Source organism: Thermoactinomyces sp. CICC 10523, assembly GCF_016055105.1.
In the GTDB taxonomy this organism is placed as follows: Bacteria; Bacillota; Bacilli; order Thermoactinomycetales; family Thermoactinomycetaceae; genus Thermoactinomyces_A; species Thermoactinomyces_A daqus.
The window spans coordinates 90,761-106,861 of sequence record NZ_JAECVX010000012.1 but is presented as its reverse complement, the minus strand read 5'-3'; the positions used below and the strand labels follow the sequence as shown (position 1 = coordinate 106,861).

Here is a 16,101-nt window from a genome sequence, read left to right as displayed (position 1 = left end):
GAGAAGCTGACGAGTGGAGTTTACGGGGAACCTTCAAAGGCTAAATGAGGCACCGGGGTGGGTCAATTTTAAACCGGCTGAAGTGGGTCAATTTAATCCCGGCGTTGACAGGCATTATTCAAAAACATATTTGGGCATGGTATCTATGCATATTTGCTCTTCCTGTATTAACGGCTTACTTATTTTTTAAGGTGATCACTTCGGGTTGGCTTAATCGTTTGACTAAGGAATTTCAAGAGCCTATTCTTACTCCGTGGGATTGGGTCTTTCGTAAAAAGAAACCTTATTGGGTTATCGTTCGGCTAAAAGATGGGAGTCGGATTGGCGGGGTATATTCAGAAGGATCTTATGCTTCAAAATACCCGGCAAAAGAACAAATATACCTGGAGAAAGTATATACATTAGATGATAATGATGATTTTGTTGAAATGATTCCAGGGAGTGCAGGGATGATCATATTTGGTGAAGAAATATTGGCAGTGGAATTGTATAGTAGTGTAGAAAGTGAGGATGGATCGAATGAGCAAGAAGAGACAGAAGAACAAGAATACGGAAAAGGGTAAACAAGGAGAGAGTAGTACTGTTTTTTATAGGAATATATTTGTAGGGGATTTTCGTAATAATTCAGCAAGTTATAGACCGAATGAACCTCTTAATTTATCATCTCTTCCACCTAAAAAAGGACCTGGTAAACCGTCGATTAAACTTCCGAAAGACAAAGGATAATAAAGTAACCGCCTGGCAAAAGGGCGGTTTTATTATGATTTCAAAGATCCTCCTTTAAAACCGTTAAAAAAACCGTCTCTGTCCCAGGGATCATTTGGAACCAAGGGTGTCGGGCAAGGCAGAGAGAAGCCGCCGATTGCTCAGAGAACCCCATAAAAAGGAAGCTACATAGTTTTATGCTTCATTTCTTGATTGGGGTAGAGGACATAGCGATTTCATACGCAATGCTCATTTTTGGTATGAAGTAATGCTGAGAAATTTTCACACCTGCCAGAAAAACGGGAAGAGTCTATTCAAAATTTTGAATGTTAACTGAAAATGCAAAATCTATCTTTGGGGTGTCAAAAATTATGCGAATTATTCATCTTTTGCTGACTGGTAAGAAAAAATTCAATCTTATTTGACACGAAAAATTGATTCCGATAACATTATATTATCGGAACTTATAGTGAAGGTGATCAATTATGCTTTCTCCTTACCAAAAAAATGAAATCATGCTTACTGAGAATGAGGGATTAACCCGGAGCGCCATGGATGTTTTTAAAAACCTCCATGCGGGTAACACGCTTCGGGCCTATGAATCAGATTTCAGAGATTTTAGCAAATATCTTGATTCCATCGGGAAACACCCCGAGGATGTGACCGGCACAACCATCATCAACTATTTGGATTCGTTGAAAGAAAAGGGACGCAAATATTCCACGATCCAGCGCCGGCTTGTTGCGATCCGCGCGGTCTACAAAGAATATGGGCAGATGATGGAGCAAGAGGCCCAAGCAAGAGGGAATAAAGAATTTGTCTATCACAATCCGGCCAGCACGGACCGGGTGAAAGGGTGGATGAAGGCACTCCGGAAAACCATCGGGATTGCCCAAAAACAAAAGAGGCCAGCCACCAAACGGATCATGAACGCATTTCTGAGTGAGATGGAGGGAGACCGGTTAATCGATATCCGAAACCGCGCCTTATTGGTCATTGGATATGCGGGAGCCTTTCGACGTTCCGAACTGGCTGCGTTGAACGTGGAAGACATCGAACGTGATAATGAAGGGATCTATATCATCGTGAGAAAAGGAAAAACCGACCAAGAGGGGCAAGGATTGAAGAAGTTCATTTATTATGGCGAAAGGGCCAGTCAATGTCCGGTCCGTTTACTGGATGCCTGGCTTCGGGCTGCGGGCATCACTGAAGGAGCGGTTTTTCGTCAGGTGAATAAGGGGGGGCGGGTCGGCAATCGGATGAGCGACAAGGCCATTTACAATGTAGTGAAAGACGCCGCGGAAAAAGCCGGTTTCGATAAGAGCGAATTCGGCGGCCATAGTTTGCGTGCCGGCATCATCACTCAGTTGGCGGATGATGGAGTGGAAGAACGCGATATTATGCGACACAGTGGTCACAAGAGCATCGCCATCATGCGGAGGTACATCCGGGAAGTCGACATCAAAAAGAAAAGTCCGACCAGAGGGATTTTATAATTTTCCTCTGTTTTGAAATAAGCTGCCCAGGTAATTCGTGCAGCTTATTTCATCGGAGCAACAGACCAGTCTGATGTCCGCTATTTATTCCGCCTCGATCGGTTCTTCCCCGGCCAATGAGTGGAACTATTTTTTGATTAATGTGTTTAGGAGTTTTTTTGCTCTTTCTTGTTCGCTCGCAACATTTTTATTTCCATATCGTTCTTTTAGATAAAGATCAGTCAGTTCTTCCATAAATACTTTTTTGTCGGGTATAAATGGGGCAATCTTCCGGATATATTCCGGCGCCGTTTCGTTGGGACGTCTTTTGGTAAATGATTTACCTGCGAACTTGAGAAATGTACGATAGGTTCTTCTGATTGGTGTAAGTGAATTATCATTCATTTTTAAGTCTGTTTTTTTAATAGGGTTTATTTTAAAAAGAAATTCCCGCTCTTCGATTTCTTCTTCATGTTTAGCTGCAGATTTGATTGATTTGGTGTTGGATTCGAAGGATTTATAAATAAAATAAACGACGATGACCGAAATGAAAATCATAAAAGCCGATTGTACCCACTGACCACTAAAGCTATTTTGGTTGAGAGAAGATTGGACGTGGGTGAGTCCGTTTATTTGATTAACAGACGCATCATAAAATCGAGGCCTGAAAGGCAAGTCGTCAGGGATTAATTGCTCGAGAATAAATCCAACAACATCGATGACAGGAGAAAAGAGGTAAAATAAAAAAATGGCGATTGTTTTATAAACGGGCCAACCGGAAAGTTGGATGATCCATCCTCCCATAATTCCAGTAATTAATAAGGCAAAAGGAATAAAGAATTCATAAAGGGAGCTTTTTGATTGATGACTTTCCTCATCTCTCGACATTTTGGAGATCATCGATAAAGAAACCATCCTTGTAAACAAGAAAGCGATAAAAAAAAGAAAAACTTGGTCTTCCCAATAACGGTTAACTGCAAATAGATAAGCTGCGCCTACAGAAAGAAATATCCCTGCCAAATTAAATTTTGTTTGTGTCTGCAATAAATAGCGCCGGGAATCCGTTTGTTCATTTGCAATAGCTAAAGATTTGATTAAAAGCAGATTAAATAGGAAGCAAAAAAAAGAAACTGCTGAATCTTCATATTTTAGTTGCCACCAGGCAGTGATCATCAAGAGCAGAAGCAATTCAGCCATAAAGAATCGTTTGCCGCTGAAATATTTACCGAAAACAATTGATCCCCATACTAAAATGAAAGAGCTGATTAAAAATCTGACGGTAAAGTCGCCGCTTTGATTTAATATTGCTGTCAGTGCGATAAATTGGATCGAAACGGCTGATACTTGGCTTGCGTAACAAAAGAAAAGGAACCTGTATTTTGGAAGCAAAACTTATTCACCTCCATGGTTTCAGCTCTTCAAACATGTAAATGGGTATTTCCTTTTCCATTTGAATATCCTTTCTTGAGAGTGGGGGAAAGGCAATGACGGATACATGTGAACCACGCTTGATGATACTCCCGATCCTTTCGGTTATTTCCTTATTCCAAAAAGATGTCAGGATAATCAAATGGTTTGTTTTACTAATATTATCATCATTATATTTTTTTAAGACCGAACTAAACGGGCAGGAAGGGAATGATTTAATTTTTCCCAACAAAGAAAGCAAAAAATCTAAGTGGTCATATGAACAGTTTGGTTCTATTTTCAATACTCCTGGCCCGCTCCACGCCGCGTTGGAAAATAAGCCGTAAGGAAACCCCGATTCTTGCGCTTTAAGGAAAATCGCAGCCGCAACCCGGCATTGCTGGTCAACAATCTCCTTTTTGATGCCCAACCGGAAGTAATCATGAGATTGGAGATTTAACATGACATGAATAGATGTTTGCGAAGTGGTATCATACTCCTTGACCATCAATTTTCCGGTTTTTGCTGTGGCTTTCCAGTCAATTTGTTTATACGGATCATTTGCTGTATACTCACGCACACCTGAAATTCTGGTTTCATCTCCATGGTACCAACGATATAATATGTATTCTCCCGATAACTCAGTTAAGGCGAAGGATGCAAATTCTTCTTCCATTGGTTGGGGACGTACCAACAGACGGGTATCCGTCGGTAAGTCAATATGTACCTCATTTAATCCTATACCATCATACAAAACGCATCGAACCGGCTCAAAAAAATAATAGCCTCGTTTCAAACAGCGGATCCGATAACGTTTTCGCACCCGTTGTTTGGGAAGTAAATAGGTTCGTATGCTTAACTTTTGTTTCGCTTGCTGATCATAAATCCATCGAAGGCCTTCAGGCAGCAACTGATTAATATGAATCAAAGGAATGGGAAAATATGATTTATTTTCAATTCTGATCCAAAACTCAATTTGATCATCTTCTTGGACAGGTTTGTGTGGTAATTCATAGATAATCTCTATATTCTTTTGAATATTCCTCTCCCAAAGGCGGCTATAAAACCAAATCATACACACCAATATGGCCATCCAAAAAAGCAGCATCATGATCGATCCCCTGTCAGTTTTGCATCATCCTCCACAGGCACAGGAATGTTCCGTAAGATTTCATCAAGAACATCCGATTCGCTTCTTTTTTTCATTCGGCTGGATGACTTCACTTTGATGCGGTGAGATAACACTTTGGATACAGGCGCTTTTACGTCATCGGGAATAACAAAATCCCGACCGTGAATCGCCGCAAAAGCTTTGGAAGCTTTGGTCAGGAAAATTAATCCCCTTGGTGATGCACCTAAAGAAATTTCCTCATGTTCACGAGTCGAACGAATGATTTGGATAATATAAGTTTCAAGATCCTCCGTGATGGTTACTTGATTAATTGTGTTTTGTGCAAGAATGATATCTTGCGGGCTGACGACAGGTTTAATTTGTTCGATCGGGACAAACTGAGTAAATCTTCGAAGAATAAAACGTTCATCTGCTTCCGAAGGATAGCCGAGTGATAATCTCATCAGAAAACGGTCCAATTGAGCTTCAGGAAGTGGGAACGTCCCTTGAAATTCGATCGGATTTTGTGTTGCGATGACAAAAAAAGGCTTTTCTAACGGGTGAGTTGTTCCCTCTATGGTAACCTGTCCTTCTGCCATCGCTTCAAGCAAGGCCGATTGTGTTCTCGGAATTGCTCGATTTATTTCATCAACAAGTAAGAATCGGGTAAACAAGGGACCTTTACGAAACGTAAAATCTCCGGATTTTTGATTGTATACAGTTGTGCCCAGGATATCAGAGGACAGAAGATCGGGGGTACATTGAATTCTTTTGAAAGAGCATCCGATGCTTGAGGCAATTGCCTTACATAATACCGTTTTTCCTACTCCGGGAAGATCCTCAAGCAGTACATGTCCGGAACAAAGTAATCCTGTCAATACAAATTTTAAAGTCTCATCTAAACCTATTACAACCTTGTGGACTTCATTATTAATTTTTTCAGCTAATTCCCTGATAAATTTCATTTTGATTACTCCTAAAAAACATAATATTATGAATTATGGTCAGAGTATTATATCATAAAAGTGAGAATAATAAAATAACAAGGGAAACCACTCTCTAACATAAGTTCCCCTCCGAAGCGAATTTGACGTTTCTCGTTTCGAAGGGGATTTATGCGACGGGAGTGGATTATTTTTTTCGGCGATCCCGAGTCAATCATAAGCTGAGGGGATCAACTGTTTCAATTTCTTCATGATGCGGTAAACGCGTTTGTGATTGGAAAAGCAGAAAGTCCCCAAGTAGCCTGACCTACCTAATCCCCCATATATTAACGACTTTTTTGGTTAGTGTTACAATATTGAAAACTGGATCGAGAAAGGTGACACCATGAAACAATCGTTTGTTCCAAGTAACGCATTTATTGATCCATATGGTCGAAATATGCCAGAAGCTAAACATCTGATGGAAGCTGTTATGAGTTTGGTACTTTCAAACTTATCTTCGGCATCTCAACGATTGCCGCTGTCACAATCATTGAAACCATCTTATGCATATTTTCCCGAAGAAGGGCTTTCAACAGAAGAAATCCTTCAACAATTAAAAGGAATTTTAGAGAGTTCAATGAATCCTGCTCATCCTCATTACATTGGACATATGGATTCGATCCCAACGCTCATGTCTTGTTTAGGTGAGTTTATTAGTGCATCGTTGAATAACAATATGTTAAGCCTTGAGATGTCACCTGTGTTCTCGCATATGGAAGTTGAAGTCATACAGACGATTTCTCAATTTTTTGGTTACAATGAGAAAGCAGGAGGAGTCATGTTGAGCGGAGGAAGTCTTGCAAACCTTCAAGCCCTTGCGGTGGCTCGAAATCATGCTTTCCCTGTTTTACAAAATGGTTTATCCGGTATTGATGGGCAACCTGTGGTGTTCGCCTCCGAGGTGGCTCATACATCTTTGCAAAAAGCTGCTATGCTTCTCGGATTAGGGACTTCTTCTGTGATTCCTGTCAAAACAAATGCAAATTCACAGATGGACACTGCTGATTTGGAGGTCAAGATTAAGCAAGCCCGCAATCAAGGGAAGAAACCTTTTGCCATCGTTGCTACGGCGGGAACAACCGTAACGGGAAACATTGATCCAATCCCTGCCATTGCAGAAATCGCACAACAATACAGGCTATGGCTTCATGTGGATGCCGCATATGGGGGAGCGTTGGTATTCTCCAAAAAACATCGTGATCGCCTTACAGGAATTGATAAAGCTGACTCCATTACGTTTAATCCCCAGAAATGGATGTATATCGCAAAGACGTGTGCAATGGTTATATTTAAAGATCGAACCATTTTAGAGAAAGAATTTCGTATCCCGGCTCCGTATATGAATGATACCGAATTTACAAATCTCGGAGAAATTAGCGTTCAAGGAACTCGTCATGCAGACATATTGAAGTTGTGGCTATCCTTGCAACATATTGGGATGAAAGGCTATGAGCAACTTCTTGATGAGAGTTATGTCTTAATGGAAACCTTTATTGAGCAAATCAAGCAACGCCCGTACCTTGAACTGGCAAGCGAGCCTGACACAAACATTTGTTGTTTCCGAGGAAGACCTGAGTATATTCCACCGGATCAATGGAATTTAGAACTTCAACAAACGCTCCTGCGTGATGGACAAACCTTCTTCTCTTTACCAACCTATCGGGGAAATCGTTGGTTAAGGGCGGTTCTTCTCAATCCATTTACTTCTGTAGAAATGATCCATCAAGTGTTTGACAGAATGGATCAATTTTATAAACACAGAAGAGGCGATTCGTAAGAGTCGTCTTTTCATATGGTCTTGAGACGAATGTATTTAAGTGTCCGAAACAACGTCATGCTGCTGGTACCAAGATTTCTGAAGCCCGGCATGTTTTCACAGATAAAAGGATGGCCAGTATATCCCAAGCTGGTAAGAATCTTGCCAATCGACCAGCAGTCTGTAAGCAGGGCTGTGATTAACGCAATTTGATTCAGCGACCGTTGTTTTTTCATTACTCATCTTGCCTAAATTGAAATCGCTTAATATGATATTTTTGGGAGGGATTACAATGGAGGAAAGAGCAGAGAAGATCAGAAGGCTGGCCGATATCGAGGAACATAAATTGAGAAAGGTGATAGCAACAGACCCGCATCCGGTCTATACTGACATGGATGATTACTGTGATGTCTGCTGTCTCCGCTTAAATCGAATACATATTCGGATTGTTGAAGACGTACAAAACATGGACGACAACGGGATCAGGGCGTGTTTAGATTGTATTAAAAAGCATGATCTTAAAGTACTGGATAACAAAAAAGCGCTTGAGTATGAAGCCATGACAGAAGCAAAACTCAGGATCAAAAAAGGTACGCAAATTAATTTCTGAAAAGGGGAGGAATTTTAAAAATAATGTCTAAAAGAGATGTCAAGATAGGAGGTGAAAATGATGAAACGTTTTCTCATCGGAGAACCTCCGGCTGGAAAAACCGGAGGAGAACCGCCGCAATGCTAATCTCTCTTCTCAGCTATATTTCTGCTATTGGAGGGCCCCTGAGTAAGGGGCCTCTTTTTTATATATGTGCTGCTCAGCAAATTATTCACTCAGTGAAATTACTGCCGAACCGTCAGTATCGGCCCAACCGAATCCACTTTGGGCGTGAAAGGTGTAGTTCTTCGCATCGCCGCGAATGTCGTAAACCAGCGTAATCTGTTTTTCACCTGTCGGAGGAAATTCATTCAAAAAGCTGCTTTCGTCGCTGCTGTCCATTACATATAAAATCGCATCTGTGTCCGGCTCAAATGAGCGATTCTGTTTGTCTTTCAGTACAGTCATACTGGAATCAATGACTCTTGACTCTTTGGCATTATTCTTTACTGATACTTTCAGGATAGCGAAGTTGCCGGCGCTCGGCTTCTTTGATCCCATTATGTTTTTAAGCTGGTCTTTTTCCTCAACGGAATCTACCCGATATTCCAGCTTGCCAGCTTTGACCCACTGACCGATTTTCGCTACTTTGGGTTGTTCCGGCTTTTTAGCCGGGGCAGGTGATGACACCGGCGGTTTGTCGGCTACCGGTTGATTGTTAGACGTATCTCCACCTCCGAAAGCGAAGCCGAAAATGACGAAGAGGACAAAAACACCGAATCCCCACCAAGCCCATTTTCTTTGAACGCTTTTGAAGTGATCAACACTTTTCCATGATTTCGCTTTCCAAGCCCATTCACTTCCTTTAGCGCCTAATATGATATTCATGATAAAACCGAATATTGGGACAAATGCGAGCAAACCAATCCAGACTCTGTTGCCGATCGCCCATATCGGCCCGAGAAAAAAGCCCCCCAGTTCCATTTTTTTACTCCGGATACATCAGAATGGTTTGTAATGTTTTGATCCATGTCCAATTCCTCCTGATTTGTTTCCAAAAGTCATAATGGATTCTTCGATCTGTGCTTTTATGTCTTCGATGCGGTAGTAAAGCAGAAAGGCATCTATAATGCTTTGAATAGCATCTCCGACATAAAAGCGATGAGCGCCGAATATGCCCAAGAAGAACCAGAGCAGATAAGCTGTAGATTTTTTCTTTTTTGCTCCAACTCAGAGTTAACAAACCATGGCTGTTATTTTATGTCATCAAATCGTCTGTAAACAGATTGCTCACCTTTTCACCTCCTTTGTTTTGTCAGGCCCGCTGATCCGCATCAACGGGCCTTATTCTAGATAAAATCCCAATCCCGGAATAGCTGGTCTTTCACCCGTTCAAAAATTTGTGGATCAATATCTTCTTTGTTGGTTGTCCATGCGCTTTTAGCTCTATAATCTCCGAATTCAACGAATGCTCTTTTTGGCTCCCCTTATTTTAATTCGCAATCGGTTTCCGTTTTTTGTCATTTTGCGGCTCATTTTTTGTCAATTAACTACAGGACTTTGGCAGACTGGTGTCGGGTTGTCCCGGCCAGTTCGGCCAGGTTTCTCTGGCTGGGCCATTCTTTATGTTGGTTGAAAAATTTTTCGGCCGCTTTTTTGATATAGTCGGGCGATATCTTCTTTTTGGCTAAAAATAGTAAAGCTGCCCCCAAAAAGGGCAGCTTTACTATTCCAGTCGATTTCGTCCCCTCTATCATGACTGTTGTGGTGCTATTTTGCCTCAGGTCCATTGTGATATCGGGAGAGGTTTCCTCATTGGTTGGCCAAGATCGTTCCGAGCCGTTTTTCGATGTCACGTGCCCTGCCTCCGTACTGCTTCATCTACCGTATTTTAAAAGATACCATTTTGCGATATTTGATTGGACTGACACCGAATTTTTTTCTGAATATCCGTTCAAAGGAAGAGAGACTGTTGAAACCAGTCTCAAAGGCGATGGAGGTGACGGATTTTTCGGAGTGGCGCAACAGTTGCGATGCAAGGTGCAATCTTTGATCCTGAAGATATTGGCCTGGTGTGGTACCAATATGTTTTTGGAATAAGCGAATCAAGTGAAATTTACTGAGATTGGTGATCTTGCACAGGTCGTCCAAGGTGATTGAAGAGGACAGATTGGAATGGAGATACTCGATCCCCTTTCGCAATGATGGATGTGCAACCGGAGGCGGAGATGACGGGAACCAGCAGTTGGAGTGAGTTCCTTTGTGGACGGACAACAAAAATGACGCCAAGTTCCATTCAAATTCATCCAATTCTATGCCGCTAAGCGGATGATGAAGACTTCTTGACAACGCTTGTTCCGCCTGTTGAACCAAAATCTTTGTGTAGCTGTCTTCACTCCACGGAAAGAAACAAACTTCGGTTTCGGAGACGTTCAGACGGTCGGCAACGACTTTTTCAAGAAAGTCTTGTCGAATCGTAATCAATAAAATCCGTGCCCCGCCTTCGGCTGCCGAATGCTTGTGCCGCTGACCGGGGGACAAAAGCATGCGACTTTCCGAAGACGCCATATGCAGGGTGGTTTGCTCATGTTGCATGATGCTTTTTCCCGCAAGCGGAATGCTGATCTGGTACACGTCCTCATGACCGTGATATTCATCGGCTTGTCTTTCTCTGAGAGTGAAGATTGTAAACTTACAGTTTTTTAGTCTTAGTTGTAGTGACATGTTCTCCTGTCCTCCGATTCAAGGTTGGAAGGAACGAGGGGGATTACTTCTATAGGAACATTATATTTTTATTAATACCTTCCCGGCAATAATTGCTACTTGAAGAGCAACGAATGCCGAGCCTCTTTCGACGGTTTCTTTAGATAATGATAATAAACAAGAAAGGGGAATCGTTTACAAACGGTGAGGAGGATGCTTTATGACATACAAACGGCGTTGTTTCATGGTGACGGCATATGCTCCGAAAGGGATGAAACTGAGGGAGGCCAATCATCTGTTCAATCGGTACATTGCTGACCGGGAGCGGGGTCACTGTGTCTTTCACGATCACTTCCTCGATCAATCTGGCGGGGTCGCATTTTTTGAGGTAAACAGTAAGGAACAGGAGGACCGGATGCGTAAGGCTTCCGATCTTCCGGGTTGGACGGTTCAGATCCATCCGCTGATCCATTCCCAGTCGGCGGCGGGTTTTGTGGCACAGTTGGATTATACTAGTGGAAACTATTTCAATATTCCCTTGTCTTCCCTAATGGAACGAATCCGCAGTGCAAAGGAAGAGAATCGAAGTCCCTACCAAGCATGAGTGCCTGATTCATATAGGAGCAAACCACTCTCTAACATAAGTCCCCTCCGAAGCAAATTGACTTTTTCGTTTTGATTCGAAGGGGATTTATTCGACGGGAGTGGATCAATTATAAGCCGTCAGTAAGAGTGACTAATTGTCTATCTTTTCTTGCACGGGGAAAGAAGTCATCGAACGGCAACTTGTTGTTCAGCTTGTTGATTCTGAACTTCTTGCGGTAACATGAAGCTAAGAACTGCTGCTCCTCCCAACATAATGGTCGCAGTCAGGAACGAAAGAGCGTAGCCTCCTGTTAAATCGTATAACCATCCTGGAATGAAAGCACCCAACGCGGAGCCCGCCTGATGGCCAAAAGAGAGCCATCCCAATACCAATCCCACATTTGACTGAAAATATCTGGTTGCGAATAGCGTGGTGGGAGCCACGGTGGAGAAGTCCACCAACCCGAAAAGGATGGAAAAAAACCAGAGTAAATACGGTTGATGGATGTAAATAAGGAAGAAAACCGTGATTGCCCGAACAGCATACAAGGTAACTAACATCCACCGATTGCTCCAACGGTCGGCGAAGTGTCCCGAGGCCAAGGTTCCCTCCACATTGAACAAAGCCAACAGACTGACAGCTGTTCCTGTCGCTGCGGGGGAAAAGCCATGGTCATGGGCGAAAGGAACGAGATGCGTATCTATTTAACCTGTAGTGGTAAATCTGCAAACGAAGTAGGGAAGGATCAGACACCAAAAACCCCGATGCCTCCAGAAAGAGAAATTGGAACCTTGTCTCTTTGCTTTTTTTGTAGCAATGTCTGATTGGTTATCTGGTGATCCTCCATAGGGTTGAAGCCCCATGTCCGAAGGCCGGTTTTTCAGAAACAGCAAAAGAAGAGGGAACGCTAAAACAACAAGAATTCCTCCCAAGGTGAGGGACGCAGCTTCCCATCCTTTCTCCCGAATGACCCCCAGAGCCAGGGGCACCATGAAAAACTGGCCGGCTCTAAACCCCGAAGTGATAATGCCTAAGGCCAATCCCCTCTTTTTATTGAACCAATTTGTTACCGCAATCGATGCAGCAACACTCGATGCGCCTCCAAATCCAATAGAAGCGAGGATGCCAAACCAGAGCCACAATTCAAAAGGAGTGGAGGCAGTCACTGTTAAAAGAATACCTATACCGGTAATTAAAGCGCTATAAGCAAGAATTCGACGAACTCCCCATCGATCGATTAATTTTCCTATCAAGGGCTGAGTCAACTCATAAATAACGAAACTTAACGTTCCGGTAAATGAAAGCATCCCTCTTCCTGTGGAAAAGGACTGTTCCCATGGTACAATGAATGAACCGAACGATAACCGGGCTCCCTGTACGGTTAAAAGGGAAAAAAGGAGAAGAACAGGATCCACCATCCATAATGTATTTTTCGCATCTTGATCTCCTTTCCAAGTTTCTTTCTGACATAATAAACCGGCTGATTTCTGAGTTAAATATAAAATCAAACGATTTAAAAGAGAAATGCTTATGATTTTTACGTGTTTATCATTATGTAACTAAAAATCGTAAGGATTGTGCGAGATCTGCGCTAAAGTAAACTGCTTTTGAAGGATTTGATCAATCGAGGGAACTTGCCATGAAAAAGACCTCGTCTTTCAGGGCTTGGTACCATTATGTTCATTAATATTTTTGCAGGAATGGATGTGAATTTGATGGATGAAATCGATATAAAGATTTTGGAGCGTTTACAGCAGAATGGGCGAATCTCGTTCAGTCAACTCGCAAGAGAGTTACACTTGAGTTCTCCGAGAATAGCGGAACGCAAGCTGCTCATTATCATTCAGGCAGGAGAGTTAAAGGTGCCTTGCGGTGAGTTTGAAAAAAAGATTAAGGAGGAGCCTGCGATCCTGGAGTGCCATCGAGTGACAGGTTCCGATAGTTATTTCATGAAGGTAGCAGTACCATCCATGAAAGAATTGGAACAACTGGTCGACAAGTTTACCCCCATTAGCCGTTTCTGTACGTCTGTGGTACTTTCTTCCCCGGTTACCGGCCGGATCATTTTGCCGCCAGAAGACGTCGAAAATGGTTAGACTTTCTGATTTGCAAGGCAGATAATAACAAATTGCCAGTTATTTTGGAAGAAGGGATTGCAAGATGTATCAAGAAAGTTGCTTGTTATTTTTCACAGGCTTGTTCGCTTCGTTTTTAGGGACTCTGGCCGGCGGAGGAGGACTTATTACAATCCCTGCAATGATGATTTTTGGCCTTCCGGTTCAGATCGGAGTAGCCACAAATAAGTTTTCTTCTGGAATTGCATCTTTGTCCAGTGTTGTTACCCTCATAAGGCACAAGGAGATTACATGGAAACAAATCTGGCGATATCTGTTTGTAGCAATGATCGGGGGAATGATCGGTGCAGCCATTACTTCACACTTAAATGAACATACGATGAACGTGACAGCAATTTTTCTTCTCATTTTCGCCCTGCTTATTTCTATGAAAAAATGGGATTGGGGAAACAAAAAAACAGTTTCTTGGGCGAAGAAGCTGGATCTTTTGTGGACATGCCTTATTGCTGCGTATGACGGAGGGTTTGGACCAGGTTCATCTACCTTTGGAATCCTTCACTATGTGAATTTGACCAGAGCTTATATCCGAGCTGTCCAATTAACACGAGTCCTTATTTTGGGAAGTTGTTTGGGAGCCTTTATGATTTTCTATCATACCGGATATTTTCAATGGAAATATGCCATACCATTAGCATTGGGGTCTGTTATCGGAACAGAATTGGCTTTGAAAGTTTTACCAAGGATTCCGGGGGAATGGGCCCGGAAACTGATCAATATCATTATTTTTTTGCTGATTATGGAAGTCGGGTTTAAATTAATATGATCGGCATTACCAACCCGTTCATCGTACGGGTTGTTTCTATATGGGGTAAGTCCGAGATACGTGTAAAATATACAGTTGCAAATGGGGTAAGTTGGAAAAAGTCGATTCCTAGTAAAGGAACGGCTTTACAATTATTTATAGATATCACATGCTCTCGTACTCTTTGACCACCTTATAAAATGAGTTCTTTTTCAACCCAAGTAATCGCATGAATTCAACGCCTGTAATCTCTTTGTTTTTCCATCTCGGATAGTGAGAGGCTAATAACTGGCGTTGCTCATGGGACAGCGTCTGTAAATTGATCTTGGGTCTTCCTAAATGTTTACCTTGAGCTTTTGCAAGCGATATGCCTTCAGCTTGGCGCTGTTTGATTTTCTTCCGTTCTTGTTCGGCAACATAGGAGAGGAGACTCAAAAACTGGTCCTCCATGAGTTTGCCGATATCCCCTATCTCTCGATATTTGCGGCTATCAAACAATGTTTCGTTTTCCAACACCACAATATCTGCTTGAATTTCCCTCGTAATCTGTTTCCATTCCTGGATGATCCCATCATAATCCCTGCCAAGGCGATCAAGAGCGTCAAGATAAAGAAGATCCCCTTTGCGTAGGATACGCTTCATCGTCTGGTAACCGGGCCGCTCAAAATCCTTCCCACTTTGCTTATCAACGAAGATCATCCGTTCCTCGATTCCTAACTCCAACATTTTTTTGATTTGGCGTTCCTCATTCTGATCTGCAGATGAAACACGAACATAACCGATTTTCACCATGAACTTCCTCCAGAAAATGCATTTTCTACCTTTTATTGTATCTGATTACGTTTCCAAAGGTATATGTATTTTCATAAACGTTTAAAAAGTGATTTTCATACATTTTTAAACGCATCAATCTGCATGTATTTCATAGTTTTTAAAGGTCTACCTTTAAGGACATTGCAATAAATAAAACATCAACTTTTTTTGATTTATCTATTTACCCATCAAAATTATTTGATGTATAATTGAATCAAGAAAAGTTGATATGAAATAACAGGAGAGTGAAAACGATGGTATTAAAACCCCATGTAGCGATTAACGTGAAAGACTTGAACAAATCTGTTTTTTTCTATACGCAATTGTTTGGCGTCGAACCGGTGAAAGTTCGACCTGGATATGCTAAGTTTGATCTGGAACAACCAGCTTTGAATTTCACCTTAAATGAGGGCGGAGAAGTAAGTGGTGGACTGAATCATTTGGGAATTCAAGTGAAATCCACTGAAGATGTGTTGGCCACCAAAGAGCGTCTCCAAAAAGAGGGACTGGCCACTTTTGACGAGATGAATACGACTTGCTGCTATGCTCGCCAAGATAAAATTTGGGTTACCAGCCCGGATGGGCACCGTTGGGAAGTGTTTACGGTATTAGCAGATGCCGAAGAGCAATCCAATGAATCGGCTGTTTGTTACACATTGGATGAACCTAAACAAACAGAAACGATTGCGGCTGCTCATAATCAGCAAAAAGGAGGTGGGCATGATGTCCTTATCTACAGAAAAATTTGCTCAAATCGCTAAGGCCCTAAGCGATCCGATTCGCATCAAAATCCTCGATCTCATCCAAGCCGGGTACGATCAACTGGGTGCTTCGCCTCCTGTTGCTTGTTGTTCTGGTGGTGTTTGTGTTTGTGATATTCAAGAGCAAATGAATATGGCGCAATCCAAAGTGTCTTATCATCTGCGAGAATTAAAAAATGCTGGTCTCCTTCACGAGACCACGGTAGGAAAATGGAATTTTTATGCGATCAACTATACTACGATGAAGTTATTTCAAGACGAACTCCAGCGCCGTTATCTCTTGGAGACAGAAACTGTCGGAACAAATCTGGATCATTAACTTCAACAGAAAG

General features: G+C 42.1%; 16 protein-coding genes and 2 pseudogenes. 9 read left to right on the top strand and 9 right to left on the bottom strand.

Annotated features, from left to right (window positions below; genetic code table 11):
• Positions 1-104 precede the first annotated feature (104 nt).
• Both I8U19_RS14285 and I8U19_RS14280 read left to right on the top strand, forming a co-directional pair.
• A complete protein-coding gene (locus I8U19_RS14285; protein WP_198056273.1) occupies positions 105-563 on the top strand; it encodes a DUF6338 family protein in 459 nt (152 codons plus the stop codon).
• Between the two features lie 693 nt (positions 564-1,256).
• Entirely contained in the window at positions 1,257-2,201 is a 945-nt protein-coding gene (locus I8U19_RS14280) for a site-specific integrase (RefSeq protein WP_198056272.1), read from the top strand.
• 126 nt (positions 2,202-2,327) lie between these two features.
• Here I8U19_RS14280 and I8U19_RS14275 read toward each other — a convergent pair whose 3' ends face one another.
• Genes I8U19_RS14275 through I8U19_RS14265 form a run of 3 tightly spaced genes read right to left on the bottom strand, consistent with a single transcriptional unit; the run spans position 2,328 to position 5,663 of the window.
• Positions 2,328-3,569 (bottom strand): DUF4129 domain-containing protein, encoded by a 1,242-nt coding sequence (locus I8U19_RS14275; RefSeq protein WP_198056271.1) that lies wholly within the window; start codon positions 3,567-3,569, stop codon positions 2,328-2,330.
• 7 nt (positions 3,570-3,576) lie between these two features.
• Positions 3,577-4,698: a DUF58 domain-containing protein gene (locus I8U19_RS14270; protein WP_198056270.1), complete on the bottom strand. Its 1,122-nt coding sequence runs from the start codon at positions 4,696-4,698 to the stop codon at positions 3,577-3,579.
• Positions 4,695-5,663, bottom strand: coding sequence for an AAA family ATPase (locus tag I8U19_RS14265; RefSeq protein ID WP_198056269.1), 969 nt, complete (start codon positions 5,661-5,663; stop codon positions 4,695-4,697). Before I8U19_RS14265 ends, I8U19_RS14270 begins: the two co-directional genes overlap by 4 nt.
• A gap of 364 nt (positions 5,664-6,027) precedes the next feature.
• Between I8U19_RS14265 and I8U19_RS14260 the strand changes: the two genes are divergently transcribed.
• Positions 6,028-7,461, top strand: a complete 1,434-nt coding sequence (locus tag I8U19_RS14260; protein ID WP_198056268.1) for a pyridoxal phosphate-dependent decarboxylase family protein — start codon at positions 6,028-6,030, stop codon at positions 7,459-7,461.
• Positions 7,462-7,732: 271 nt separating this feature from the next.
• Entirely contained in the window at positions 7,733-8,050 is a 318-nt protein-coding gene (locus tag I8U19_RS14255) for a hypothetical protein (protein ID WP_198056267.1), read from the top strand.
• 207 nt (positions 8,051-8,257) lie between these two features.
• Here the strand turns inward: I8U19_RS14255 and I8U19_RS14250 are convergent, their stop codons facing one another.
• From I8U19_RS14250 to I8U19_RS14235, 4 genes and pseudogenes are all read right to left on the bottom strand, one after another.
• Positions 8,258-9,013: a DUF4352 domain-containing protein gene (locus I8U19_RS14250; RefSeq protein WP_198056266.1), complete on the bottom strand. Its 756-nt coding sequence runs from the start codon at positions 9,011-9,013 to the stop codon at positions 8,258-8,260.
• An 18-nt stretch (positions 9,014-9,031) separates the two neighbouring features.
• A pseudogene (locus I8U19_RS14245) lies at positions 9,032-9,238 on the bottom strand (NINE protein); the annotation flags it as partial.
• Between the two features lie 341 nt (positions 9,239-9,579).
• Positions 9,580-9,885, bottom strand: a complete 306-nt coding sequence (locus tag I8U19_RS14240; protein ID WP_081943980.1) for a hypothetical protein — start codon at positions 9,883-9,885, stop codon at positions 9,580-9,582.
• 25 nt (positions 9,886-9,910) lie between these two features.
• A complete protein-coding gene (locus I8U19_RS14235; protein WP_198056265.1) occupies positions 9,911-10,753 on the bottom strand; it encodes a helix-turn-helix domain-containing protein in 843 nt (280 codons plus the stop codon).
• 199 nt (positions 10,754-10,952) lie between these two features.
• Between I8U19_RS14235 and I8U19_RS14230 the strand changes: the two genes are divergently transcribed.
• Entirely contained in the window at positions 10,953-11,336 is a 384-nt protein-coding gene (locus I8U19_RS14230; protein WP_198056264.1) for a hypothetical protein, read from the top strand.
• Between the two features lie 167 nt (positions 11,337-11,503).
• On the opposite strand, the pseudogene I8U19_RS14225 reads toward I8U19_RS14230, so the two are convergent.
• Positions 11,504-12,756: pseudogene (locus tag I8U19_RS14225) on the bottom strand (MFS transporter).
• Positions 12,757-13,033: 277 nt separating this feature from the next.
• Here I8U19_RS14225 and I8U19_RS14220 point away from each other — a divergent pair.
• Complete coding sequence (locus tag I8U19_RS14220) at positions 13,034-13,414, top strand: Lrp/AsnC family transcriptional regulator (RefSeq protein ID WP_198056263.1); 381 nt, start codon at positions 13,034-13,036, stop codon at positions 13,412-13,414.
• 64 nt (positions 13,415-13,478) lie between these two features.
• Positions 13,479-14,216, top strand: coding sequence for a sulfite exporter TauE/SafE family protein (locus I8U19_RS14215; RefSeq protein WP_198056262.1), 738 nt, complete (start codon positions 13,479-13,481; stop codon positions 14,214-14,216).
• Between the two features lie 144 nt (positions 14,217-14,360).
• On the opposite strand, the gene I8U19_RS14210 is transcribed toward I8U19_RS14215, so the two are convergent.
• Positions 14,361-14,984 (bottom strand): recombinase family protein, encoded by a 624-nt coding sequence (locus tag I8U19_RS14210; RefSeq protein ID WP_029072083.1) that lies wholly within the window; start codon positions 14,982-14,984, stop codon positions 14,361-14,363.
• A 278-nt stretch (positions 14,985-15,262) separates the two neighbouring features.
• Here I8U19_RS14210 and I8U19_RS14205 point away from each other — a divergent pair, with 278 nt between their 5' ends.
• Positions 15,263-15,769 (top strand): ArsI/CadI family heavy metal resistance metalloenzyme, encoded by a 507-nt coding sequence (locus tag I8U19_RS14205; RefSeq protein ID WP_198056284.1) that lies wholly within the window; start codon positions 15,263-15,265, stop codon positions 15,767-15,769.
• Positions 15,732-16,088, top strand: coding sequence for an ArsR/SmtB family transcription factor (locus I8U19_RS14200; RefSeq protein WP_198056261.1), 357 nt, complete (start codon positions 15,732-15,734; stop codon positions 16,086-16,088). The genes I8U19_RS14205 and I8U19_RS14200 overlap by 38 nt, the downstream gene beginning before the upstream one ends.
• Positions 16,089-16,101 lie beyond the last annotated feature (13 nt).